24 protein-coding genes are annotated in these 23,252 nt (G+C 43.6%); 6 read left to right on the top strand and 18 right to left on the bottom strand.

The window, feature by feature from the left end:
• Positions 1-12: 12 nt before the first annotated feature.
• The 4 genes from gap to CFE23_RS08855 form a co-directional block, all read right to left on the bottom strand.
• Positions 13-1,014, bottom strand: coding sequence for a type I glyceraldehyde-3-phosphate dehydrogenase (gene gap, locus CFE23_RS08870; protein WP_291086853.1), 1,002 nt, complete (start codon positions 1,012-1,014; stop codon positions 13-15).
• Positions 1,015-1,192: 178 nt separating this feature from the next.
• Positions 1,193-2,062: a lipoyl synthase gene (gene lipA, locus CFE23_RS08865; protein ID WP_291086851.1), complete on the bottom strand. Its 870-nt coding sequence runs from the start codon at positions 2,060-2,062 to the stop codon at positions 1,193-1,195.
• A 75-nt stretch (positions 2,063-2,137) separates the two neighbouring features.
• Positions 2,138-2,545 carry a hypothetical protein gene (locus tag CFE23_RS08860; RefSeq protein ID WP_291086849.1) on the bottom strand — a complete coding sequence of 136 codons (408 nt, stop codon included), beginning with the start codon at positions 2,543-2,545 and terminating at the stop codon, positions 2,138-2,140.
• A complete protein-coding gene (locus tag CFE23_RS08855) occupies positions 2,542-2,769 on the bottom strand; it encodes a hypothetical protein (RefSeq protein WP_291086847.1) in 228 nt (75 codons plus the stop codon). The genes CFE23_RS08860 and CFE23_RS08855 overlap by 4 nt, the downstream gene beginning before the upstream one ends.
• Before the next feature lie 132 nt (positions 2,770-2,901).
• Here CFE23_RS08855 and CFE23_RS08850 point away from each other — a divergent pair, with 132 nt between their 5' ends.
• Complete coding sequence (locus tag CFE23_RS08850; RefSeq protein WP_291086909.1) at positions 2,902-3,861, top strand: ion channel; 960 nt, start codon at positions 2,902-2,904, stop codon at positions 3,859-3,861.
• Positions 3,862-3,912: 51 nt separating this feature from the next.
• Here CFE23_RS08850 and CFE23_RS08845 read toward each other — a convergent pair whose 3' ends face one another.
• Together CFE23_RS08845 and CFE23_RS08840 are read right to left on the bottom strand one after the other, a co-directional pair.
• Entirely contained in the window at positions 3,913-4,452 is a 540-nt protein-coding gene (locus CFE23_RS08845; protein ID WP_291086845.1) for a YceI family protein, read from the bottom strand.
• A gap of 12 nt (positions 4,453-4,464) precedes the next feature.
• On the bottom strand, positions 4,465-4,833 hold the full coding sequence (locus CFE23_RS08840; protein WP_291086843.1) for a hypothetical protein: 369 nt from the start codon (positions 4,831-4,833) through the stop codon (positions 4,465-4,467).
• An 89-nt stretch (positions 4,834-4,922) separates the two neighbouring features.
• Here CFE23_RS08840 and CFE23_RS08835 point away from each other — a divergent pair, with 89 nt between their 5' ends.
• Complete coding sequence (locus CFE23_RS08835) at positions 4,923-5,315, top strand: hypothetical protein (RefSeq protein ID WP_291086841.1); 393 nt, start codon at positions 4,923-4,925, stop codon at positions 5,313-5,315.
• A gap of 36 nt (positions 5,316-5,351) precedes the next feature.
• Positions 5,352-6,191, top strand: a complete 840-nt coding sequence (locus CFE23_RS08830) for a DUF5777 family beta-barrel protein (RefSeq protein WP_291086839.1) — start codon at positions 5,352-5,354, stop codon at positions 6,189-6,191.
• A 74-nt stretch (positions 6,192-6,265) separates the two neighbouring features.
• Here the strand turns inward: CFE23_RS08830 and CFE23_RS08825 are convergent, their stop codons facing one another.
• From CFE23_RS08825 to CFE23_RS08795, 7 genes are all read right to left on the bottom strand, one after another.
• Positions 6,266-9,154: an FG-GAP-like repeat-containing protein gene (locus tag CFE23_RS08825; protein ID WP_291086837.1), complete on the bottom strand. Its 2,889-nt coding sequence runs from the start codon at positions 9,152-9,154 to the stop codon at positions 6,266-6,268.
• A 78-nt stretch (positions 9,155-9,232) separates the two neighbouring features.
• Entirely contained in the window at positions 9,233-11,713 is a 2,481-nt protein-coding gene (locus CFE23_RS08820) for an FG-GAP-like repeat-containing protein (RefSeq protein WP_291086835.1), read from the bottom strand.
• Positions 11,714-11,740: 27 nt separating this feature from the next.
• Positions 11,741-12,886 carry a hypothetical protein gene (locus CFE23_RS08815; protein ID WP_291086833.1) on the bottom strand — a complete coding sequence of 382 codons (1,146 nt, stop codon included), beginning with the start codon at positions 12,884-12,886 and terminating at the stop codon, positions 11,741-11,743.
• Positions 12,887-13,036: 150 nt separating this feature from the next.
• Positions 13,037-13,582, bottom strand: coding sequence for an acyl-CoA thioesterase (locus CFE23_RS08810; protein WP_291086831.1), 546 nt, complete (start codon positions 13,580-13,582; stop codon positions 13,037-13,039).
• On the bottom strand, positions 13,582-14,952 hold the full coding sequence (rmuC, locus tag CFE23_RS08805; protein WP_291086829.1) for a DNA recombination protein RmuC: 1,371 nt from the start codon (positions 14,950-14,952) through the stop codon (positions 13,582-13,584). Before rmuC ends, CFE23_RS08810 begins: the two co-directional genes overlap by 1 nt.
• Before the next feature lie 258 nt (positions 14,953-15,210).
• Entirely contained in the window at positions 15,211-15,480 is a 270-nt protein-coding gene (locus CFE23_RS08800) for a hypothetical protein (RefSeq protein WP_291086824.1), read from the bottom strand.
• Positions 15,481-15,765: 285 nt separating this feature from the next.
• On the bottom strand, positions 15,766-16,116 hold the full coding sequence (locus CFE23_RS08795; protein WP_291086822.1) for a hypothetical protein: 351 nt from the start codon (positions 16,114-16,116) through the stop codon (positions 15,766-15,768).
• A gap of 107 nt (positions 16,117-16,223) precedes the next feature.
• On the opposite strand from CFE23_RS08795, the gene CFE23_RS08790 reads away from it, so the two are divergent.
• Genes CFE23_RS08790 through CFE23_RS08780 form a run of 3 tightly spaced genes read left to right on the top strand, consistent with a single transcriptional unit; the run spans position 16,224 to position 18,942 of the window.
• Complete coding sequence (locus CFE23_RS08790) at positions 16,224-16,790, top strand: pseudouridine synthase (protein ID WP_291086820.1); 567 nt, start codon at positions 16,224-16,226, stop codon at positions 16,788-16,790.
• Between the two features lie 42 nt (positions 16,791-16,832).
• The gene (locus CFE23_RS08785; protein WP_291086818.1) at positions 16,833-17,282 is read left to right on the top strand and encodes a tRNA (cytidine(34)-2'-O)-methyltransferase; all 450 of its coding nucleotides are present in this window, start codon (positions 16,833-16,835) and stop codon (positions 17,280-17,282) included.
• A 43-nt stretch (positions 17,283-17,325) separates the two neighbouring features.
• Complete coding sequence (locus CFE23_RS08780; RefSeq protein ID WP_291086817.1) at positions 17,326-18,942, top strand: class I SAM-dependent methyltransferase; 1,617 nt, start codon at positions 17,326-17,328, stop codon at positions 18,940-18,942.
• A gap of 12 nt (positions 18,943-18,954) precedes the next feature.
• Here CFE23_RS08780 and CFE23_RS08775 read toward each other — a convergent pair whose 3' ends face one another.
• The 5 genes from CFE23_RS08775 to CFE23_RS08755 all read right to left on the bottom strand — a co-directional run bounded on the left by CFE23_RS08775 (position 18,955) and on the right by CFE23_RS08755 (position 23,146).
• The gene (locus CFE23_RS08775; RefSeq protein WP_291086815.1) at positions 18,955-19,431 is read right to left on the bottom strand and encodes a DUF1572 domain-containing protein; all 477 of its coding nucleotides are present in this window, start codon (positions 19,429-19,431) and stop codon (positions 18,955-18,957) included.
• 227 nt (positions 19,432-19,658) lie between these two features.
• A complete protein-coding gene (locus tag CFE23_RS08770; RefSeq protein ID WP_291086813.1) occupies positions 19,659-20,159 on the bottom strand; it encodes a hypothetical protein in 501 nt (166 codons plus the stop codon).
• A 40-nt stretch (positions 20,160-20,199) separates the two neighbouring features.
• A complete protein-coding gene (locus tag CFE23_RS08765; RefSeq protein WP_363331574.1) occupies positions 20,200-20,991 on the bottom strand; it encodes an ABC transporter ATP-binding protein in 792 nt (263 codons plus the stop codon).
• Positions 20,988-22,004: an iron ABC transporter permease gene (locus CFE23_RS08760; RefSeq protein ID WP_291086811.1), complete on the bottom strand. Its 1,017-nt coding sequence runs from the start codon at positions 22,002-22,004 to the stop codon at positions 20,988-20,990. The genes CFE23_RS08765 and CFE23_RS08760 overlap by 4 nt, the downstream gene beginning before the upstream one ends.
• Positions 22,004-23,146 carry an ABC transporter substrate-binding protein gene (locus CFE23_RS08755; protein ID WP_291086809.1) on the bottom strand — a complete coding sequence of 381 codons (1,143 nt, stop codon included), beginning with the start codon at positions 23,144-23,146 and terminating at the stop codon, positions 22,004-22,006. The genes CFE23_RS08760 and CFE23_RS08755 overlap by 1 nt, the downstream gene beginning before the upstream one ends.
• Positions 23,147-23,252: the final 106 nt, after the last annotated feature.

The following is a 23,252-nucleotide window of genomic DNA, read 5'->3' as shown; positions in this document are numbered from 1 at the left end:
AATAAATATAAATTATTTCTTAAACAAAATCCCAATTAAATCGATAATTCTTGAGGAATATCCGACTTCATTATCATACCATCCGACTACTTTAACCATTTTGTCAATTACGGACGTGAGCTGCGCGTCGAAAAGACAGGAATTGCGGTTGCCAATCACATCGACTGAGACGATGGGATCTTCGGTATAGGCAAGAATCCCTTTAAGTTCGGTATCGGACGCATTCCTGAAGGCGGCATTAATTTCTTCAATACTGACTTCCCGTTTTACGTAGCATGTAATGTCTGTCAGGGAGCCGTCAGGCACAGGCACCCTGATGCCGCTCCCGCCAATTTTACCATCATATTCCGGAAAAATTTTGGTCAATGCTTTTGCTGCGCCCGTTGTTGTGGGCACTATCGATTGTGAGGCGCCGCGTGCCCTGCGAAGGTCTTTGTGGGGTTGGTCATGCAGACTTTGGTCGGTTGTGTAGGAGTGAACGGTAGTGATGTAGGCTTGTTCAATACCACAAAGGGCGCTGATGACTTTAATCATGGGTGCCGCATTGTTCGTTGTACAGCTTGCATTTGAGATGATGGTTTCGCTGCCGTCGAGGATGTCTTCATTTACGCCAAGTACTACGGTTTTGATGTTGTCTACTTCAGATGGTGCTGAAAGGATGACTTTTTTAGCGCCGGCCACAATATGGGCGTTGATTTCGTCGAACGTCTTGTATTTTCCGGTGGATTCTACAACGACGTCGATATTCAACGATTTCCAGTGAATGTCTGCAATATTTTTTTCGTGGAAGAATACGTATTTTTCTGTGCCGACAAGAAGGTGTTTTTCGTCAAAGGAACAATCATATGGAAGGATGCCATGAATGCTGTCGTATTTGATCAGGTGCGCCATGGTCTTGTTGTCGGCGATGTCATTGATGGCGATGACTTCAATATCGGGATGGTTTAGTAAAAGGCGGAATAGATTTCTTCCGATGCGTCCAAATCCGTTGATTGCGATTCTTGTTTTGGTCATTTTATGGAATGTAAACTGTGGGAACAAAGGTACGAACTTAGCACAGATCCCGCGTTAAGGATTGTAGCGAAAATCTTTTATTTTCGAAGCGCAGCGGAGCAAATAAAAATTGCAGCGAAAAGCCTGGCCCGAAGGGAACGCCATAAAAATAAGTAAAACGGATGTGTTAAATTTTCTATTAAAGAATGTGCTTTTGAGCGTGATACGACGAACGCACCAACGCGCCGCTTTCGACATGGCGGAATCCCATTTCCTTACCGATTTCCTCGTATTTTTTAAATTGTTCCGGAGTGATAAATTCCTTTACGGGTAAGTGTTTTTTTGAAGGTTGCAGGTACTGACCGATGGTGACGATGTCCACATTGGCATCGCGCAGGTCGCGCATCGTCTGGATGACTTCTTCTTCCGTTTCTCCCAAGCCGAGCATAATACCTGACTTTGTCCGTTTGATGCCATTGTCTTTCAGGTATTTCAGAACGGCAAGGCTGCGGTCATATTTTGCCTGGATGCGCACTTCGCGCGTGAGGCGCCGAACGGTTTCCATGTTGTGCGATACGACCTCGGGATTGGCTTCTACGATGCGGTCTATATTTCGCTCTATTCCCTGAAAATCAGGAATCAAAGTTTCTAAAGTGGTTTGTGGATTCATCCGCCGGATGGCTTTTACCGTTTCGATCCAGATGATGGAACCGCCATCCTTGAGGTCATCACGATCGACACTGGTAACCACGGCATGCTTGATGTTCATGATCTTGATGGAGCGGGCTACTTTTTCCGGCTCATCCCAGTCTACGGTTTCCGGACGCCCAGTCTTCACACCGCAGAAGCCGCAGGAGCGGGTGCATATATTTCCCAGGATCATAAATGTTGCCGTGCCTTCGCCCCAACATTCTCCCATATTGGGACAACTCCCTGAAGTACAAATGGTATTGAGCTTGTATTTGTCTACAAGTCCGCGAAGTTCAGTATATTTTTGCCCGATGGGCAGTTTTACCTTAAGCCATTTTGGCTTACCTGTGGGGAGTGCGTGATCAAGTACGGTTTCCATAGCAGCATTTTTATCGGGTACAAAGATACGGAATTGTATTCAGTTTACAGTTCAGGATTCAGAAGTGAAATGGCACTAATTGGTGCTATGTTTTAGCTGATAGGTCCTGTTGAGGTCCGGGCGGAATAGCGTCATGACACCGTTTTCAATTGATGCGGTGAAGTAAAGCGTATTGTCACCGGCGCGCCTGCATTCAAACGTATTTGTTGCTGTTTCTGACCATACATATGTGTTTTCGGTTGTTAACGGACAGGGAACGTCAGCGCTTACTGAAGATTCATTGTAGAAGTAATCCACGCCGAATGCCAATCGCAGGGAATTTTCACAGCCTGTGAGTGCAACCGGATTGTTTCCTGCCGTGTTTCCGTCGTAGGCTTTGGTGTTTTTCCAAATGCCCAAAATAGAGTCGTCGGATTTTTCATTTTCGGTGCTGCACGCTAAAAACAGCAGGGCTAAAAATGGCAACTGGAATTTTATCCTCATGGTTTTTGCTTAAAGATTTTCGTTGGAGCATACTTAAAGATGGCATTTAAGATCCCCAGGATCAGCCCTGAAACTACGCCCACAAAAAAACTTTTTCCGAGCCATTTCCATATGGCGTTGGGTGAATCAAAATCCAGCTCAAACAGCCCGGTTACGAGGAAATAGGTGGTGCAGCCTGCTGCGAAACTAAAAAACGCATACTTAAAATAATATAGTCTGCTCATGATGTGAGGTTTTGGTCAAATTTAAAAAAAAATGTGGTTTTCTGATATAGGGACGAGCCAAATTGGTTTTGGAGTTGAAAAATCCCTATGAAGAAGTCGGCGATTTTTTTTAGTTTTACCGAAACGCAAATTATGTCATTGCTCAGGAAAATAAATGCAAAAGCCACCGCGGATGCCAACACCGGTTTTGGGACGAATCCGGGCAGTTACGGAGGTCGGTTTATCAATAAGGATGGTACTTCAAACATCAGCAAGCGCGGCATGCCGTTTTTTAACAGGATTAGTTGGTACCATACGATGATCAGTATGCCCCGATGGAAGTTTATGGCCATCCTGTTTTCGTTCTATATTCTGGTAAATTTTGTTTTCGCCTGTATTTATTACCTGATTGGTGTAGAATACCTTGACGGAATTGAAACGACAGGGAGTGAGCTTGTAAAATTTGGAAAGGCTTATTTTTTTAGTGCGCAGACCTTTACGACTGTGGGTTATGGCCATATCAGCCCCAATGGATTTCTCACCAGTTCGCTGGCCGCAGCAGAGGCGTTGGTCGGGTTGTTGAGTTTTGCGATTGCTACCGGCTTGTTCTTTGGGCGGTTCAGCAAGCCGATTGCACACCTTAGGTTTTCCCATCATGCGTTAATTGCCCCTTATCGCGGCGGAAAAGCATTGATGTTGCGGTTGACGCCGTTTAAAAATACGAATTTCTCTGAAGCCGTGGCCAAAATTACCCTTGGAATGAGCGTGGAGGAGAATGGTACGCCGACGAACAAGTTTTACTCGCTAAAATTAGAGTTGGACAAAATCAATGCGTTGACACTGAGTTGGACCTTAGTGCATCCGATTACGGAAGAGAGCCCTTTGTTCGGTTTCAGGAAAGAAGATTTCGATGCTACAGAAGGCGAATTGCTCGTGTACATCAAGACTTTTGACGACATGTTCAGCACCGACGTTGTCGCCCGGACATCCTATACTTTTAACGAAATTGTATATGGCGCAAAGTTTGACATGATGTACACCGAGAATGAGGCGAATACCAAAACCATCCTCCATCTTGATAGGCTAAATAGTTTTCAAAAAGTTGAAATTTAATATCAAAAGAAAAGCGCTCAACAGAGCGCTTTTTATTGTTTGAAAGTAGTATTACTTCACTGTGAATTCACATTTTACACTGACTTTATTCGACACTTTACTTTTTACTACCGAAGGAATCGCAATGGCGTAATCGTCTGCGTTGACGGTAAAATTAGAAACGATCTCAATTCCCGCATCTGTTTTTCGGATTTTAGCAGGAATGGTAATGTCCTTGGTTTTTCCATGGAGTTCCAGTTTGCCTTTGATGGTGTAATCTTTTGCTGTCGATGTCAGTTTTGATGCGTCAAAATTTTCGATTTTTCCTTTGAAAGTAGATTTCGGGTATTTGTCACTCTCGACGTAGTTTTCATTAAAATGTTCTTCCATTAAGGCTACTTTAAAACGAAATCCTTTCATTAACGCCAGGCTCGCAATCTCGCCTGTTTTTGGATTAAGTACGCAGGTCACGCCTTCGTTTTTGGCTTTGACTTCTTCAAATGCAGGAACAGAAGCTTCGAAAGTAATCTTACCGTTTTTGGTAATCATTTTGTCCTGTGCTGAAGAAAAAGCGGCGGAGAACAACAGTAAAAAGGTGATCATTTTTTTCATCGTAATTGGTTTTTATTGTTCAGGTAATCCATCGGTTGCCCATTGGTTGATGATATCGATATTTTGCTGGGGCATTCTGGGTCCGCCATTTGGCATCAGTCCATCTTCCCCGTTTTGCCTGGCGATACGATTTAAAAGGCCTCTGTTTAAAACCGCATTTTTCACATCCTCGTAAGTAGTTAACTGCATAGGGGCTCCATTAACAGGTGGCGCGGTATGACAACTGAGGCAGTTATTGGTAATGATGGATTTTACATTAGCTTCGTACGTTACGGTTTCCGGCAGCGGTATGTTGTCAATCAGGTCATCCGGGCTGTCATTATTGCACGAGGTAAGAAGTACCGTGGCAAATGTTAATTTAAATAGTGTTTTGATGGTCATGTGCATAGTTTTTTGTTCAAAAGTAAATAATAAAGTTAATCGAAAGTGAGATATAAAAAAATAATTAAGTTTGTAAGAAAAAAATATTTATGAAAAAGAAATTACTCATTGGACTTTTAATTTTAGGTGTTATCGCCTATGGAGGCTATCGTTACATGTATCATGGCCATCGGGACATCGCTTCAGAGGCGGCTGGGTTTTCAGTCTCGGTTGCGGAATTGCAGCAAGAATTCTCGAAGAACCCCGAATCCTCCAATAAGAAATATCTGGATAAGACTATAGAAGTATACGGTAATATCACTGAAGGGGATTTATCAGACCACACTTTAATTGTCGATGAGAAATTATCGGCCACTTTAATGGATTCGACACAAACCAACAGTTTAGAAGTTGGAAAGCAAATTAAAATTAAAGGACGCTTCCTCGGTTATGACGATCTTTTAGAAGAGTTCAAGCTGGATCAGGCCGCGATTTCCCAATAGCATTATTTTACATCAACTATCTAACATCAAATTTCTATGAAAAAATTACTACTAGCATTTTTATTTTTGCCCGTCCTCACGTTTGCGCAGGATGATTTGTTGTCCGGAGTGGATTCTGTGGCCACAAAGGAAACGGTACAGTCAGCATTTAAGGGACTTAAAATCGTCAATATTGAATCCACAAAACTGGCTGCAAAAGGCGATTTGTATTTTATTGTTGCGCACCGGTTTGGCTCCATTAAGGACGATTTTGAGGGATTTTATGGATTGGACAACGCGATGACCCAGCTAAAGTTTTTATACGGGCTTACCGAATGGCTTACCATAAGTGGTGCCAGAAGTGAGATGGCTTATGATTTTTCATTAAAGTATGGTTTGCAAAGCCAGATTAAAGACGGCTTTCCATTTGCTATTGCCGGTTTTAGCAGTCTCGCAATCAACAATACCCTAAAAGAAAGCAATTATCCGAAGTTAAAGTTTGATAATCGATTGATTTATGTACAACAATTGCTGATTTCAAGAAAATTCAACGACAAACTGTCACTGGAATTGGCGCCAACTGTTTTCCATGAAAATTTTGTGGACAACGACGACCAGAATAATACACAGTACGCCATCGGAATGGGAGGAAGGTACAAGCTTGGAAAAAGATGGTCGGTGAATGTAGACTATGCTGCTCATCTAAATAGGGCTTCCAATTCCATTTATAAAAATCCTTTGTCAGTGGGTGTGGATCTTGAAACTGGCGGGCATGTTTTCCAAATGCACTTCACCAGTTCACAGCAGATACACGAAGCGGGATTCCTTGGACAAACGACCGGGGACTGGGGGAAAGGGGATATTTTCTTTGGATTTAACCTGGCGCGGGTATTTTAACTTTCTAGACGACTACAAAAAAAAACCGCTCCGGATAAGGAGCGGTTTTTTTATTTCCCGTTTATGGTGAAAATTTATGATTTTACAAATTTTTGAGTGTATTGCCTACCGTTTACATCGAGAATTTTGATGATGTATGTTCCGTTTGACAAAGTGTTTACAGGAATGGTACTGTTAACTGATTCTTTTTTCAGGATCATTTTTCCGGCCATATCAAAAATTTCGGCTTTAATGATTGCCGCATTTGATCTTGATTTGATATTAAGGATATCACTTACAGGATTTGGAAATATGACGAATGCATCATTTTCTGCCTCTGTTATCGTCAGTGGGAAGGCACCTTCGTTTACAGTAACCATGCTGTCAATAGAGGGATTATTAATGACGTCAATGGTACCGCTTGGCCAGTTGATGACAATTTTATCAATTGTTGTGGCACTGCCGATCCCGAAATGTGCATTTATTGAGTTCATGTACCTGAAGCCGTCGCCACTTCGGATGTCCCGAATTTGTTTGCCCCATGCACCGTATATTTCAACCCTTGCTGCAATTCCGTTTTTGTTGCTTGTGGTTCCTTTAAGCCCTACTTTCAGCCAATGGTTTCCATTTGGCACAGCATACCGAATGGTAGCGCCACTTTGAAAATCAAGAAAACCGTCATTGTTCAAATCTCCTATGGGTCCGGGATTTAGATTGGTATAGACGGTGGGGAGGAATGTCATATCGCCTTGGTTGAACATTATTTTTCCCCCCGCGCCAAAGATATCGACCCATCCGTCGTTGTCAAAATCGTAGGCGACATAGTCCTGGTTGTTGCTGGTGTCTGATTCCCAGCCTGATCCCGCGGTAACATTAACAAACGGTTCTTCTACATTATTTGACGTATCAAGATCATTTCGGAAAAATTTACCACCGACTGATCCATTTTTACCAATCATGATGTCCATGTCGCCGTCATTGTCAAAGTCGGCAATGGCAGAGGACCAGGTCGTGATTGGTGTAACATTAATTCCTGCCAGCGCAGAAATGTCTGTGAAAACACCATTTCCATCATTTCTATGCAACTCACATGGAGGACCAGAGCATTTAGAGATAAACATATCGACGTCACCGTCATTATCATAATCTGTCCAGAGTGAAGCATAATTTCCACCGCTCGGTGTCACGCCAAGAGAATAAGCTCCAGGTGTGGTACCAGACTGGTAGTAGGTCATTGTGCCATCTCCGTTGTTAAGGTAATAGACATTCGGGTCAATATCATGACATGAAAAAGCATCCAGATTTCCATCATTATTGATGTCAACAAAATTGGTCCTTTGACAAAAAATGTACTCTCCAGGTGTTTCGCTGGTGTAGGCTGTTCCGGTTTCATTTGATTTCCAGAAAGTAAGTCCGTTACTGCTGCCCAATAGCAAATCATTGTATCCATCTTTATTTAGGTCACCGGCGGCCATACTCCAGCCGGGCATGTTGCTGTTTCCTGGTACTGTGAAACTCCCTACGGTAAAAATTCCATTGGTGTTCTGGTAGTGAATTTTCAGGGCGTTGGTGTTTACGCTGACAATATCGTCGAGTAAATCACCATTCATATCTGCAACACAGATATTATATCCGGTATTTGGAATGGTGGCAATTGTTTGTGAGGTGTAGTTTACCGGAACAATTATTTGATTTTCAGTTAACTCGAAATCAAATCCATCTGAGCTCCATTTATTATCCCATGCGATGTAGTACGTTGTTCCACCCACGACGTCAAACGTCTTTTTTGAGAGATTTGAAAAACTATTTCCTGAATCACAAGCGATATTCCCTGAGTTGTCATCGCTGGCAAAGCATGTCAGTGTTCCGGTACATGATCCAGTGTAAACATTAAAGTTTGTGTCCTTGCAAATATTTTGTGGCAGATCTGATGTAATGGTGACATGATAGTCCTGTGATGGCGTATACACATACCATTTTCCCTGTGTGGCGGTAGAGCAGGTTGTGCTCGCATTTGTGCCATTTACCACGTCTACGGTAATTGTTCCGGCAGTGATAGCGATTGCGCTGGCACACGGCGTAGGTGCCTCAGAAAGCTGAAAGTCAAAACCATCAGTTCCACCTCTACTATCCCAGGCAATGTAGTAAGTGGTTCCTCCAACTACATTAAACGACTTTTGTGATAGGTAAGAAAAGGTATTTCCAGAATCACACGCAATAACGCCGGAGTTGTCGTCGCTTGTAACGCACGTAAGGCCTCCCGAACAAGATCCGGTATACACGCTGAAAAAGGTATTTTTGCAAATATTTTGAGGCAGATCCGAGGTAATTGTAACAAAATAATCCTGTGTAGGCGTATAAGCATACCATTTTGCCAACGGCGCGGTCGAACAGGTAGTATTGACATTTGTTCCGTCGATGGCATTTATGGTCACTGTTCCGGCTGAAATTGAAGTAGCGTTATAACATGGGCTTGGGACAAATGGTGCCTCAATTATTTGAAAGTCAAAACCATTTGTATTCCATTTGCTGTCCCACGCAATATAGTACGTTACGCCTGCCAATGCATCAAAAGTCTTTTTTGAAAGATAGGTCTGGTTTGTATTTGGGGCAACGTTGCAGGCAATGGTACCCGAGTCATCATCTTTGGCGTAACAGCTTAAGGCACCGCAGCTCCCGGTATATACTGTAAAGTTAGTGTCACCACATATGTTCTGGATTAGATCTGATGTCACTGTGACGCTATAGTTTGCGGTGGGCGTATAGGCAAACCATTCCGCGAATGATGCGGTTGAACAGGTCGTACTAATATTAGTCCCGTCAATCTGTGCAACGGTGTAAGTGCCTGCAGTAACTGTCAGTGGCGCCGCACAGGAATTTTGTCCATAGGAGGAATGAAATCCAAAGCAGGCCATTAGTAAAAGCAAGAGTCCGAAATTACCCACGAAGGATAATTTCGATTTAGCGTAGTTTTCTAAATTCATATTACTATAGTTTTGATGGTTGATTAAATATGTTCGAAAAAAAAGCGGCTTGTATATTTCCAAGCCGCTTTTATCAAATTATGATTTTACAAATTTTTGAGTGTATTGATGGCCATTTACATCCAACACTTTCAACATATAGGTTCCATTTGAAAGGCTGTTTACCGGTATACTGCTGTTCACCGATTCTTTTTTGAGAATCAGTTTACCGGTCAGGTCATATATTTCCGCTTTAATTATCCCGGCATTTGATTTGGTTTTGATGTTAATCGTGTCGCCTGCTGGGTTTGGGTAAATTATAAATGATTCATTTTCGGCCTCAGTAATTGCAAGAGGGAAAGACGCTTCAGTTATTTTAAGCATGCTGTCAATCGCAGGATTGTTGATGACGTCAATTGTTCCACTTGGCCAGGTAATCACAACTTTATCGATTGCAGTTGCGCTACCGATACCAAAGTGAGCATTTAATGAACTCATGAATTCAAATCCCTCACCACTTCTGATGTCACGCATTTGTTTACCCCATGCACCATATATTTCAACCCTCGCAGCTATACCATTACTATTACTTTGAACGCCTTTAAGCGCCACTTTAATCCAGTGATTCCCATTTGGTACTGCATATTGAATTGTATTTCCAATCTGGATATCCAAAAAGCCGTCGTTATTGAGGTCTCCCACGCCACCAACGCTAATTGCAGGGTATTCGCTTGGAGCAAAAGTATTATCTCCCTGGTTAAACATTATTTTGCCTCCACTACCTAATACGTCGACGAATCCATTGTTGTCGAAATCATACGCAATGTAATCCCTGTTATTGGTACCATCTGTATCCCAACCTGAGCCTAAAGTAATATTGGTGAAAGCTTCTTCTGTGCTGTTAGAGGTGTCAAGGTCATTCCTGAAAAATTTGTGCCCAACCGCTCCGTTCGAGCCAATGATGATATCCATGTCACCATCGTTATCAAAGTCAGCAATTGCAGAAGACCATGACTGGATTGGGGTTACATTGATTCCGGCCAGCGCAGAAACATCGGTAAAAACACCATTCCCATCGTTGCGGTGTAACTCGCACGGAGGTCCTGAGCATTTAGATATAAACATATCGACATCACCGTCGTTGTCGTAATCTGTCCAAAGAGAAGCATAATTTCCGCCTCCTGGAGTAATTCCTAAAGAATAGGCCCCCGAGGTGACGCCAGATTGGTAGTATGTCATCCCTCCCGTTCCATTGTTAATATAATAGACATTTGGATTGATATCGTGGCAGGAGAATGCATCGAGATTTCCGTCATTGTTAATGTCAACAAAATTTGTTCTCTGGCAGAAAATGTACTGGCCCGGAGTAACGCTGGTGTATGCGGTACCCGTAGCATTTGATCTCCAAAATGTAAGGCCGTTACTGCTTCCAAGTAGCAGGTCATTGAATCCATCTTTATTGTAATCGCCGGCGGCAATACTCCAATCAGGTTGGAATCCCGTTCCCGGAACCGTGAAGTTTCCGACTGTAAACGTGCCGTTGGTATTTTGATAATGAATTTTGAGTGCATTGTTGCTTACGCCGACGATATCATCCAATGAATCACCGTTCATATCGACTACGCAATTGTTAAAGCCGCTATTAATGGTGCCGATGTTCTGAGCGGTATAGGTTACTGGATAAACGATAGGTGCTTCAATAAGTTCAAAATCGAAACCGTCCGCGGAATACTTGTCATCCCAAACAATATAATATATGGTACCCGCCGTAACATTGAAGGATTTCTTGGACAAGTTAGAAAGGTTGTTTCCGGAGTCACAAACTAAAATCCCTGAATCGTCATCGCCGGATACACAAGTAAGGCCTCCAGAACAAGATCCCGTGTATACACTAAAATTGGTGTTTTTGCAAAGGTTTACAGCCAAGTCCGATGACACCGTTACGTGGTAATCCTGAGACGGGCTGTAAGCGTACCATTTTGCTTGCGATGTTGAAGAGCAATTCGTATTGATGTTTGCTCCATCTATCGCAGCCACTGAAGTTATTCCCGCAGTAACTGCAGTCGCCGTAGAACAGGGACTCGGAACGAAAGCAGCTTCGGTAAGCTTAAATGCAAAACCGGTAGTGCTCCACTTGTTATCCCAAACAATATAGTAAGTTACGCCAGCCATCGCGTCAAAAGTCTTAGTTGACAGATAGGACTGGTTGTTATTTGTGCAAATAATATTACCCCCGTCATCATCCTCAGCGTAACAGGTCAAACCATTGCACGTTCCGGTATAAACGCTGAAATTAGTGTCTTTACAGCTGTTTTCAGGCAGATCCGAACTAACAGTTACACTATGGTTTACAAGAGGGGTATAACTGTACCATTCTCCAAGCGCCGCGGTAGAACACGTCGTGGAGATGTTTGACCCGTTTATCGCATCCACAGTATAGTTTCCCTGGGTGATTGGAATTGCGGTCGCGCAACTGTTTTGTGAATAGCCAAACTGTATGCCGGCAAAAGTTGTCAATATCAATAGCTTAAGACTACAGACCAGCGATATCTTTGTTGTTTTGTAATTTTTTAACTTCATTATTTTTAGTTTAGGTTGGTTCTTAAATTAATTACAGCGGTCCAGTGTGTTAATCCAGTCACGCATCAAGGCAACACCTTCTTCGTGGATTACCGTTCTTCCATGAAGCGGCATTCTGTAAGTTTCGTCTGTAGTGTTGATCCTGTAATACAACATCGACTCTTCAGGTCTTCCTCCGGTAATGATTTTACCCAAAGAGGGTGAAAATCCCTGCATGTCTTGGGTGTTGACGCAAACCCCCATATTCACCAGATTGTTCTTTGTTTCGGAAAAAGCAAATCGCATAGGCCTGTAATCGCAATGGCGATCCACACCGTGACAGTGCGCGCAGTTAATGTCTACATAGCTGCGGGCACGCAATTCCAAAGGTTTTGAGGTGTCATTGTAATCGATCGTAGTGTTTTCCGCGGTCGGAAATGTAAAATTGCTATCCAGATAACCTGCTTCAATCCATTTTGTCAACTGGTTCTTGGTTTCAGTTCCATAGTTGTAGTCGAAATTCAGGTTTTGTGGCTTAATCCCAATCGGTATAAACGTAACTACATCATTGATGTCTCGCGATTTATGACAGATGATGCACTGCGATTCGTTCGGAATTCTGTAATTGGCGGTTTTAACCACATTGTTTTCATCTTTCCATGTTATATCTGTAAAACTTCCATCAAGATCAAGCGTAGCTTCCGTTTGCTCGGCATTCCACTTGTAATCAGCAAAAATCCAGCCGGTTGATTTGCGAATCATAATCCGGGTTTCAATAATCCTTGTCCCGCCGGGTGTCGCAATGTTTTGCACGTTGTCATAATAGAAGTTCTTAATTAGCGCCGCGCCTACAGGAAGTTCCAAAATTGTTCCATCGCTGTTGAAAGTGGCTTTGGTGTTTTTTGGCATCCAGACAAAACGTTTTTTGTGGGCGTAATCCGAAAACAACGAACTTGCCGGTGCATAGGGAAGCACGTCCAACGATGGTTTCAGGTTTTTCAACGGACCATCAAAAAATTTATATTCTGATAGTGTGGCATAGGGTACCTGTGTCAAGTCCACGGTAACCGGCGAAACCGGAGTGGGTTCCACGTATTCATCGTCGTCATCATTTTTCGAACAGGCGATAAACGTTGTGATTAAAACTGCGGTGAGCAACAATAAATAAGGTAAAAGTTTGTAATTCTGTCTCATATGTTTTTTAAAAAGCTGACCAAAAATAATAAATTTTTGTTAACGCAGCCATAGTAAATGTGTTATATATGTAGTATTGTTGATAAGATATTGAAGATATCTAATCTATTGTCGCAAAATCTCGCAATCGTAAAAAAACAGTTGTCGGGCTCAAAACCCTACCTGCACATTGTAGTCCTTAAGTTTTTCCAGTGCTGATCGGGATTTGTAATCAAAAATTTCTTCGTGGCTGTCGCGTTCTCTTTTTTGTGAAATCTGTTTGATACAGCGGTAAAAACGACGCACATCTTCAAAGTCTGACAGTATCAACCCCGGAACTTTTGCGTTCGTGCCGTCTTTGTCCTTGGCGACCATTGTAAAATAGGAGGAATTGCAATGTTTGACCGTTCCTGTACGGATATTTTCCGATTCCACACGTATGCCGATGATCATCGAGCTGGTTCCAGTATAATTCACACTGGCTTTCATTGTAACCAATTCCCCGATTTCTATGGGGTTTAGGAAATCTACCGTATCCACTGAGGCAGTAACACAATAAAAACCTGAAAATTTTGATGCACAGGCAAAGGCAATTTGGTCAAGCAGTGACAAAATATATCCGCCATGGATTTTGCCGCTGAAATTTGAATGCGACGGCAGCATCAATTCCGAAATAGTGACGTGCGACGCCGAAACCGGTTTGTATATTTTTTCCATCAGGATTCGATTTGATCATTTTCATCGGCTTCGGCGCGCCGCAAAATATTCTCTGGAATCGCTTTCTTCGCCTTGGCGCCCATTTTCCGGAGTTTTTCGACGCTGGTAATCAGGTTTCCTTTGCCATCGATCAATTTGTTCATCGCGCCCTGGTACTCCGTTTTAGCTTCGTCCATCTTCTTTCCAATCTTCACCAGATCCGTGACAAATCCTTCAAATTTATCGTACAATGCGCCCGCCTGCCTAGCTATTTCGAGTGCGTTTTCCTGCTGCTTCTGATTTGTCCACATGCTGTCAATCGTACGAAGCGTCGCAAGCAGTGTAGACGGTGTCACGATGACGATATTCTTTTCAAAAGCGCGGTTGTAGAGCGTGGTATCTTCATTCAGCGCAGTGGCAAAAGCAGACTCAATGGGAATAAACAGCAGTACGAAATCCGGGCTTTCCATTTGGTACAGATCATGATAATTTTTATCGCCAAGCTGTTCCACATGCCTGCGTACTGAAAGCACATGGTCTTTCAGGTAGGTAGCTTTCAGGGCATCGTCTTCTTCATTTATATAACGTTCATAGGCTGTCAGCGTCACTTTCGAATCTACAATCATTTTTTTGCCGTCGGGCAGGTTGATGACCACATCGGGAAATACGCGGCTTCCGTCTTCATTACTATGGCTTTGCTGTACGAAATATTCCCTTCCTTTTTCCAAACCTGATTTTTCAAGTACGCGCTCGAGGATCAATTCGCCCCAATTGCCCTGCATCTTGCTGTCGCCTTTCAGGGCTTTGGTAAGGTTTAGTGTCTCTTTGCTCATTTGCTCATTCATTTCCCTAAGCCCGAGGATTTGCTGGCGCAGCGCCGCGTGGTAATCGATGCTTTCCTTGTGGGTGTCTTCTACTTTTTTCTCAAAAAGGTGTATTTTTTCATGCAGCGGTGACAATATATTTTTAAGGTTTTCACGGTTTTGCTCGGTAAATTTCACTGATTTTTCCTCGAGTATCTTATTGGCAAGATTTTCAAATTCTTTTGTAAATTTTTCCTGCAGTTTTTCGACTTCTGCCTTTTGTTCGGAGTGGCGCTCCAGCAGGTTGTCAAAATCCGTTTCCTTTTTTGAAAGTTGTATCGCGAATGCTTCTTTTTCTGTACGTATGTGTTCCCGCTCCTGAATTAGTAACTGCAATTGCTTTTCCATCGCCGCCTTTTCATTTTTCAATTGGGTGTCAATATAAGCGTATTGGGTATTCAGGGAGATTATCTTCTCCTCGAGGCTGGTTTTGTCTGCCTGAAATCGCGCAGAAAATAGGAGTTTCCCGATAAAGATTCCGACGGCGAGGGCAATAATAAAGACGATCAGCGTAGTGACAATTTCCATTTTGTGTGGCGTTTGTTGTGAAAAGTAAAAGTAACGAAACAAATTAAATGGACGGCTATCTGATTTTGATTAATCGTGGTTTTTGCAATTGGGGCGCCGCAGTAGCCCTGATCGTCCCGACGCTTCGGCAGGCATCCTTTTTCTTTTTTGTTTAAAAAGAAGAAAATACAGTGTAGAGCAGGAACAGCTCCCGGAAATAAAAAAGTTCCGCACCAAAAAAATGATGCGGAACCAGCAGTATATAGAGAATAGATAGACTTAGTGGATGCTGAATTGCTTATCAAATTCCTTGTTGGGAATGCGTTTGGCAGAATAGCTGTTGTAAATCAATGACCTCATTTTTCTTCTTTGGCGAATAATCATCGGAAGGTTGATCATGACACCGACGACGCAAATCAACATCAATATTACCAAAAGGCTCATATATATAAGGTAATTTAACTCGGCAGAATCCCTGAAATCATTTATAAAAAAGTAACCCGATACAACAAATACACCTATCGACAGCATTAAGGATAAAGTTTTCATAACGTTTGGTTTTATAGTTCCTAATCTTTTTACTAAATTACTTCAAACGTGTATCTGCAGGATTATAGTATTTTTACATTGTGTTATAATTTAACAGGAAATTAAGAAGAAGCATCGTTTCCGGTTTGTATCCTACACAAACACTTCTACTTATGTTTTTCTGAAAAGACTGTTTACCAGTAAGATACTATACTTTTACGGTTTTTCATTTTCGCTGACGAAATCGGATAACGCTGCTTACTGTCTAAGCATCGATTCCGTTTCCTTTTTATCGCATACCAGAAATCATTCGTTATCCATATTTCCGCGGTTGATGTGGTTTTCCGGGTGCGAATTAGGATAGCGGTTGGTTGCAATGTCTGAATTGCGGTCTTTGTTTTCAACCTGCGACCTCATGTCGCCGTCATACGATTTGGTTTCCTTACCGTCGCCGTTGCTTTCGTTTTCGGTCGTTGTGTCGGTATTCCTTGCGCGTTGGACATTGTGCTCGTTGCCTTTGTCGTCAGTTTCAGTTTCAGGTTGTAATTTGGATTTTGATGGGTTGTAATCTTTTGGAATATTCTCCCCACTGAATCCTTCATTGACTTCCTGTTCGTTGTTGATTTTTTTGTTTCCAAGGTCTTTATTGTGGTCCATGATGCAATATATTTAGCGTTTATAATTACTGAATTTACGCGTTTATCTGCGCAAATCCTTTCTGTTTAACATACATTTAAAGTAAAGCTGATTTATCTTTGCCATATATGGAGCACCATCATTACATTATCCACAAGCCATACGGTTATCTCAGCCAATTCATTTACGAGTTAAAACGGAAGAAAAAACTCTTGGGTGAATTATATCCTTTCGCAGCAGGCACGATGGCCATTGGCCGTCTCGATGAAGATTCAGAGGGATTGCTGCTGCTCACCACCGATGGCATGATGAGCGAGATCGTACGCGGAAAGAAAGTTGAAAAGGAATATTATGCACAGGTGGACGGAGTGATCACACAGGATGCGGTTGATAAATTGATGAATGGTGTAGAAATCGGCTTTAATGGAAAAAAATATACCACCCGTAAATGTAACGCGAGTTTGTTAGACGTACCTGACTTGCCGCCACGGGGGCAAAAAATCCGGGATGAGCGCCATGGCCCTACAAGCTGGGTATCCATCACTTTAAAGGAAGGAAAATTCCGGCAGGTTCGAAAGATGACAGCAGCTGTGGGATTTCCGACGCTGCGGCTGGTGCGCGTGAGGATCGGGAATGTGTATCTTAACCATTTGAAATCAGGAGACGTGCTTGAAGTGGCGTCATTTACACTCTGATAACGTTTTTTTCCGATTGTCTTATCATCAAAATTATATCATATGTTGAATATTGTCCTCGTTGAACCTGAAATCCCAAACAATACCGGAAATATTGGGCGTCTTTGTGTGGGTACTGAAAGCCGCCTGCACCTGATTCATCCTTTTGGATTCAAGATTACCGATACGAGTGTGAAGCGCGCCGGACTCGATTACTGGGTGCATCTCGATAAAACCGAATACCAGGACGTGGCGGAATGGATGGCTGCCGTACCGGACTTATCGCGGGTTTTCCTGTTTAGTTCGCATGCGCAGAAGAGTTACCTGGACAATGATTTCCGGGATGGCGATTGGCTGGTGTTCGGAAAGGAAAGTGTGGGATTGAGCAAAGAAGTATTGGCGCAATTTGAAAACCATTTGAAAATTCCCATTTCACCTTTGGTGCGGAGCTTCAATATCGCCAACGCGGTGGCATTCGTAGTCGGTGAAGCGAAAAGGCAAATCATGAAATAGCAAATTGTTTTTTCTTATATTTGGGATATCCAGCCAATATGTTATGATAGAAAAGAACGAACTCCGCAGCTCGATTTTCAAGCACCTCGACGGACTTGCTACCGCGCCCGTTGCAGTAGCACTGCAGAAAAAAGGCATCACTGACTACCTGCTTGAACACAAAACAGCTACTCTTTCTGACCTGGTTTCTCTGTTTAAAGCCAACGAGGGTTACCTCAATGTAGGTCTTCGTGTCCTGGCTTCGCAGGGATTTATTGACTATGATGTCGATAATGCTTCAGATGTTATTTCTTTCCGGACCAACGAAAAGAGCGAAACCGCATTTGGACTGTTTTATCTCTACGAAGATGTGGTGGAATTGCTTCATTTTTCATCAGATTTCCATCCAAGGATTTTTGAGGAGGAGCCTTTCAGGAAGCTTGATTTGATATTTGAAAAGTTTAAGTCTGGCTATGGCCTGGAAATGTCCGACGATTCCCTTAAAAATGAGATTCAGCGGCAGGTATTGAAACATATCGAGGGCTATCTTGTTGGCCCCACACTGGTGCGTTTGGGCATGAATGGGATGTTTCATAAATATTTCATGGAGATATCTTTTCGCCCCGAAGAATACCACCGTTCCCCTGACGAATTCAGGAAAATACTCGATTTTTTTGTGCATCTCGGATGGTTTATGGAGAAGAAAGGAAACTATCAATTTACCGACTCCGGATTGTTCTTTGCGAAAAGGGCTTCTGCTTATGGCGTGACGGTATCCTACCTGCCGACGTTTGCCAAAATCGAATCACTGATGTTTGGCAATCCGTCCATCTTGAGGATGCAGCCGGACGGCAGTGAAGAAATCCACGTGGACCGCGAGATGAATGTCTGGGGAAGCGGCGGTGCCCATGACACCTATTTTAAGGTGGTGGACGAAATCCTGATCCGCCTTTTTAACCTGCCCATTGAGCAGCAGCCAAAGGGAATACTGGATATGGGTTGCGGAAATGGCGCGTTTTTACAGCACATTTTTGAGGTGATAGACAGGCAGACACTGCGTGGTAAAATGCTTGATGACCATCCGCTGTTCCTGGTGGGTGTCGATTACAACCAGGCCGCCCTGAAAGTAACGCGTGCCAACCTTATCAAAGCTGACATCTGGGCAAAAGTGATCTGGGGTGATATTGGCCGTCCTGATATCCTTGCGGAGGACCTGATGGAAAACTATGCTATTGACTTAAAGGATTTGCTGAACGTGCGTACGTTTCTTGATCATAACCGCATTTGGGAAGACCCGAAACATATCAGCGAGGGCCGCATCAGCAGTTCGACAGGTGCCTTTGCACACCGCGGAAGGCGAATCAGCAACGCACTTGTAGAAGACAATTTGTACGAACATTTGCAGAAATGGTCGCCCTATGTTAGTAAATTCGGTTTGTTATTGATCGAGTTGCACACCATTGATCCAAAACTCACCGCAGCGAATTTAGGAAGGACAGCCGCTACCGCTTATGACGCCACACATGGTTTTTCAGACCAGTACATTGTAGAAATTGACGTGTTCAACAAGATCGCTTCTGAGGCGGGCCTGTATCCGGATCCGGAAATTTTTCGCCGCTTTCCGGATACTGATTTTGCAACAGTAAGCATCAACCTGTTAAAGGGAAGAAAACAGTCATAACTGGAATCTCTTTTAGATGCCCTTTTGCAATAGCTTTTTGATGATTACAACCTGGCCCAGGTGGTAGTAGCTGTGCTCAATCATACAATCAATATTGCGCAGGTAGCTCCCATATTGCTCGTAGACAAACGGCTCCGATAATTTTTCCGGCAGCATTTGTTCAACCGCTGACGCAAACTTTTCGGCGTCGCTCCAGAGTCTATCAAGAAAGTTATCCCATTGCTGCTGCGATTCCATTGGCGGGAAATCAAAACTGTATTTATCACTAATGCCCAGTGTACCGTGGCTAAAAACGGTATTCAATCCCGCGATGTAATAGTGGATATGCTGTGCTAAAACAGCGATGGTGTTCAGGTTTCCTACCTTTGCCGTTGCCATTTCCAGGCTCATCCCATACAATTGGTCTTTAAAATTGGTGTTCGCCACCCAGGTCCCGTCAAGAATTACTTCACGGAAACGTTTTGCAAGCTGGTGTGTGTCTTGTATCATTTTAGCTTGGTTTTTGATGTGATAGATGGCGTTGAAACTACTCTCTTGCAATGATAACGTTTATGGATAGTCCATATAGGTTATGGGAAAGACCTGTAACAATGCTCATCACAATATACACAGAATATAAGGTTCGCTGGTATAAAATTTCCCTATTCAGATGGTTCAAAAAGCTATTCATATTTTTTTATAATTGTAGCCGTTTTTAATAGGTTTCATTGGAATCGTTACTGCTTGTTTATCGCCTCCACAAAACTTCCAACAATGCGTTCCGCAGTATATTCCAGCGAGGGCTTCACGTCGTCGAAACCTTCCTTGAGTTGGCCTTCGTTAGTGAAGTATCCTGAAATCCCGGATTTGACTGCTGTGTCGTCTTTTCCGTAAATCTCTTTTACCGCAAACGACAACTTGTAGACCTTGGCTTCAAATACTATGGCGAGCGTATATTTTATCTTAAAAACGAATTTCTGTCCGCGGTTCATGTAATAGAAACCATTTTCTTTCACGGCATCGATTTTCAGCATGTTAGGCTTTTCATCGTAGACATCGTAACCATTTCTATTGTAATTAGAAGCCCAGCCTTTTGCGGTTTCGATAAGGTTTTCAAGTGGTACGTCCGGCATTGGGAATTCCATCGATGAAAAACCTGAGGCGGTGAGTTCCATTTTTGGCTGTGCGAATAGTAGGGTGCAGAAGCAGATCAGGGCTGCGGTGAATAGTTTTTTCATGAGGCGTTTTCTCTCAAAGATAAAACTTTATGCTTGGTTTTTAAAGCGAATCGAATGTAAATCGGCCCTTATCCGGATCAAATCGTATGCCGTCGGCGGCAAAAATCCGGTTTAGGGTGCCATTTATGATTAGCGCTTTTGGGGAATCCTGAATTATTTTTCCTTCCGACATCACGATCATTTCATCGCTTATTTCTGCAGCCAGATCGATATCATGTGTCGAGAAAAGTACGCATTTTCCTTTATCGGCGGCCAGTTTTTTTAATAAGGCAAATAATTTAAGTTTGTGTGGTAAGTCTAGGTGCGTGGTGGGTTCATCAAGGATGATGATGGGTGTGTCCTGGGCAAGTGCACGCGCAATCATTGCGTTCTGGAGCTGTCCGTCGCTGGCTTCATAGTGTTTTTTCGACAGCAGCTCCTGGACGCCCGTTAGCGTGATGGCCTCATTTACTTTATCCAGGTCTTCCGGTGACATTTTTCCGAGCCAGTTTGTATAGGGCTGTCGTCCCAGGGCGATGATTTCATAAATCGTCAGGTTTCCCGGCGGTAATTTTTCGGTCAGGACCACGCTGATCTGCTTCGCCAATGCCAATGGTTCAAACTGTGTCAAGGGCCTTCCGCTTAAGGTAATATTTCCTGAGAGTGGCTGCTGTATGCCTGTCAGCGTGCGGAGCAGTGTCGATTTTCCGATTCCATTGGCACCAACCAGCGCGGTCAGCGTCCCTTTATTCAAAGTAATATTTACCGCTGATGCGATCGCGACGGGCTGTTTTTTGTTGGTGTAACCAATGCAGAGGTCTTCGGTAACAATAAGGGACTGCTGTTCCATCATGCCATGAATTTTTGTTTTCGGACCAAAAGCCAGATTACGACCGGGGCCCCGATTATAGATGTGATGGCGTTGATCGGTAGCGTCAATTCGGTACCGGGAAACTGGCAGAGCATGTCACATACGAGCATAATGATCGCACCAAAAAAAAGGGTACTCCAGAACAATATCCAATGCTCGCTGGTCTGGAAAATCAATTTAGAAATGTGGGGGACGGCCAGGCCAACGAAAGCGATGGGCCCTGCGAACGCTGTGATGCTGCCGGCGAGCAGGGTAGTGGCGAAAATAATCACGAGGCGTGATTTCCTGAGGTCCAGCCCTAAGCTGTGTGCATAATTTTCGCCCAGCAGCATCGTGTTTAAGGGTTTGATGCTCAAAATGCTCAGCATAAGTCCTACTGTGACCGCAATGGCCAATATCACAATGGACGTCCAGGATAGATTTCCCAGATTTCCCAATGCCCAGAAGGTGAATTTCTGCAGTTGCTCTGCCGTACTGAAATACGTTAATACGCCTACGATGGCGCTGCTGAAGCTCCCGAACATCAAGCCGACAATCAATGTTGAAGTAGTGTCCCGGAGCTTTTGCGCGACAAATACCGCGAAACTGCCCAGGCAGGAAGCGAGGACTATGCCATACGATGATATCAGGAAACCCGCCGCAACTGGTGGGAGAAGTCCCGCGCCCATAATCACAAACGCAACACCGAGGCTCGATCCGGAGCTTAGTCCGAGTACATAAGGCCCTGCGAGGGGATTGCGGAATAAGGTTTGCATCAACAGCCCACTTATAGATAGACCAATCCCGGCAATGACAGCAGTGATGGCTTTTGGCAGGCGATAATTCAGGATGATAAATTCCCAGGTGGTTTTGGATGCATGTTGTCCGGTCAGGCTATTGAATACTTCGCTGACTGGAATTTTCAACGGGCCAAGGCTGAGGCTTAATACGAAAAGCAACGCGGTGGCGAAGGCCAACATGATGAATAGGGCAGTATGTCGCTTTTTATTTCGCACTATTGCAGTTGTTCAAAGAAATACAGTGTGTAATCCGGCAGCAGTTCCGGGTGCAGGATTTTCACCATGTCTTTTAAAACAAGGTCCGGGCGGTTTGGCGCTAGTTCATAGAAGATGACACCGCCGGTCTTTCCTTTTTTGGAGCTGAAAGAATAGATCCTGCGGTTCTTATATGAGTCAAATGCGGTGTAGTTGCCATTCGCAGCCGCCATTTCCTTTAAGGAGATGAACTGTCCTGGCCCAATCCAGTAGTCCGCTTTCTGGCCTTTTTCATACACGATTTCAAAAGGCAGCGACAAGCTTCCTGTACCGGGTGAGTTGCCCCACAGGTAATTTCCGCCCGCTTGTTTAATGAACTGCGCTCCCCAGCTGTTGCCTTCGGGCAGGTACCATTGGTTTTCATAGACTGCGCCCGCTAAAACGGTGGGTTTTAATGCGGCTTTGCGGACCAATTTTGTCGTTGCATTATAATCGTTTTCGATGACGGAGAATACCTGATTTGCTTTTGCATCCAGGCCGTATAGTGCGCCAAACAGCTTGATCCATTCGGCTTTTCCCAAGGGAGTCTGCTCATTCCAATCGCCATCCAGCAGGACTTTAAGTCCGCTTCGCTGCAGGTTGTCTAACGTGGGATTGTTGTTGTCGATGCCGTATCCGATGATGACATCCGGAGCCAAACCAATTAATACTTCTGTGTTGAGGTTTTGGTTTGAACCGAGTTCCTTAATCTTTCCGTCCTCGATACGCTTACGGATTTTTGGGGAAGATATGTAATCAAGGTTTGGGAATCCGGAAAGGGTGTTCTGTACTCCAAGGATTTCCAGGGAGGGTACATGGGTTGTCGAGGTCACGACGATAGATTTGATGGGGACCTGAATTTTGGAATATTGTTTCAGGCTGTCAGGTATCGTTGCGTTTTTGCTGTGCAGCACATAGGTGTATGCTTTGGTTGCTTTTGGCCAGGGATTTGATACCCGTACGACACTAAAACCATCATATTGATAAATGGCAAGGCCTTTCGCATAGCGGATTGTGTTTTTGGACTGTCCCGAAGGAATAGCATTTTGGTGCCGTTGGTTGTTGCAACCGGCCATCAGTAGCAGCAATGTTAAGGTTAAGCAACCCTTGACAAATGATTTCATGCATGTTCGTTTTCGAGAGCCAAAGGTAACACGATTATGATTTCAATGGGCAAAAAAAAACAGCCCGCTATTGATCTGCTTTTTGGCTTCGTGTAAAGCGTCGGAT

Source organism: Flavobacterium sp. BFFFF1 (genome assembly GCF_002256285.1).
In the GTDB taxonomy this organism is placed as follows: Bacteria; Bacteroidota; Bacteroidia; order Flavobacteriales; family Flavobacteriaceae; genus Flavobacterium.
Note: the sequence above shows the minus strand (reverse complement) of the source record. Positions and strands in the feature narration are given on the sequence as shown.

Bases quoted from the DNA above. Each gene is read 5' to 3' on its own strand.
- gap (WP_291086853.1), bottom strand. From the start codon at position 1,014: ATGACCAAAACAAGAATCGCAATCAACGGATTTGGACGCATCGGAAGA.
- lipA (WP_291086851.1), bottom strand. From the start codon at position 2,062: ATGGAAACCGTACTTGATCACGCACTCCCCACAGGTAAGCCAAAATGG.
- CFE23_RS08860 (WP_291086849.1), bottom strand. From the start codon at position 2,545: ATGAGGATAAAATTCCAGTTGCCATTTTTAGCCCTGCTGTTTTTAGCG.
- CFE23_RS08855 (WP_291086847.1), bottom strand. From the start codon at position 2,769: ATGAGCAGACTATATTATTTTAAGTATGCGTTTTTTAGTTTCGCAGCA.
- CFE23_RS08850 (WP_291086909.1), top strand. From the start codon at position 2,902: ATGTCATTGCTCAGGAAAATAAATGCAAAAGCCACCGCGGATGCCAAC.
- CFE23_RS08845 (WP_291086845.1), bottom strand. From the start codon at position 4,452: ATGAAAAAAATGATCACCTTTTTACTGTTGTTCTCCGCCGCTTTTTCT.
- CFE23_RS08840 (WP_291086843.1), bottom strand. From the start codon at position 4,833: ATGACCATCAAAACACTATTTAAATTAACATTTGCCACGGTACTTCTT.
- CFE23_RS08835 (WP_291086841.1), top strand. From the start codon at position 4,923: ATGAAAAAGAAATTACTCATTGGACTTTTAATTTTAGGTGTTATCGCC.
- CFE23_RS08830 (WP_291086839.1), top strand. From the start codon at position 5,352: ATGAAAAAATTACTACTAGCATTTTTATTTTTGCCCGTCCTCACGTTT.
- CFE23_RS08825 (WP_291086837.1), bottom strand. From the start codon at position 9,154: ATGAATTTAGAAAACTACGCTAAATCGAAATTATCCTTCGTGGGTAAT.
- CFE23_RS08820 (WP_291086835.1), bottom strand. From the start codon at position 11,713: ATGAAGTTAAAAAATTACAAAACAACAAAGATATCGCTGGTCTGTAGT.
- CFE23_RS08815 (WP_291086833.1), bottom strand. From the start codon at position 12,886: ATGAGACAGAATTACAAACTTTTACCTTATTTATTGTTGCTCACCGCA.
- CFE23_RS08810 (WP_291086831.1), bottom strand. From the start codon at position 13,582: ATGGAAAAAATATACAAACCGGTTTCGGCGTCGCACGTCACTATTTCG.
- rmuC (WP_291086829.1), bottom strand. From the start codon at position 14,952: ATGGAAATTGTCACTACGCTGATCGTCTTTATTATTGCCCTCGCCGTC.
- CFE23_RS08800 (WP_291086824.1), bottom strand. From the start codon at position 15,480: ATGAAAACTTTATCCTTAATGCTGTCGATAGGTGTATTTGTTGTATCG.
- CFE23_RS08795 (WP_291086822.1), bottom strand. From the start codon at position 16,116: ATGGACCACAATAAAGACCTTGGAAACAAAAAAATCAACAACGAACAG.
- CFE23_RS08790 (WP_291086820.1), top strand. From the start codon at position 16,224: ATGGAGCACCATCATTACATTATCCACAAGCCATACGGTTATCTCAGC.
- CFE23_RS08785 (WP_291086818.1), top strand. From the start codon at position 16,833: ATGTTGAATATTGTCCTCGTTGAACCTGAAATCCCAAACAATACCGGA.
- CFE23_RS08780 (WP_291086817.1), top strand. From the start codon at position 17,326: ATGATAGAAAAGAACGAACTCCGCAGCTCGATTTTCAAGCACCTCGAC.
- CFE23_RS08775 (WP_291086815.1), bottom strand. From the start codon at position 19,431: ATGATACAAGACACACACCAGCTTGCAAAACGTTTCCGTGAAGTAATT.
- CFE23_RS08770 (WP_291086813.1), bottom strand. From the start codon at position 20,159: ATGAAAAAACTATTCACCGCAGCCCTGATCTGCTTCTGCACCCTACTA.
- CFE23_RS08765 (WP_363331574.1), bottom strand. From the start codon at position 20,991: ATGATGGAACAGCAGTCCCTTATTGTTACCGAAGACCTCTGCATTGGT.
- CFE23_RS08755 (WP_291086809.1), bottom strand. From the start codon at position 23,146: ATGAAATCATTTGTCAAGGGTTGCTTAACCTTAACATTGCTGCTACTG.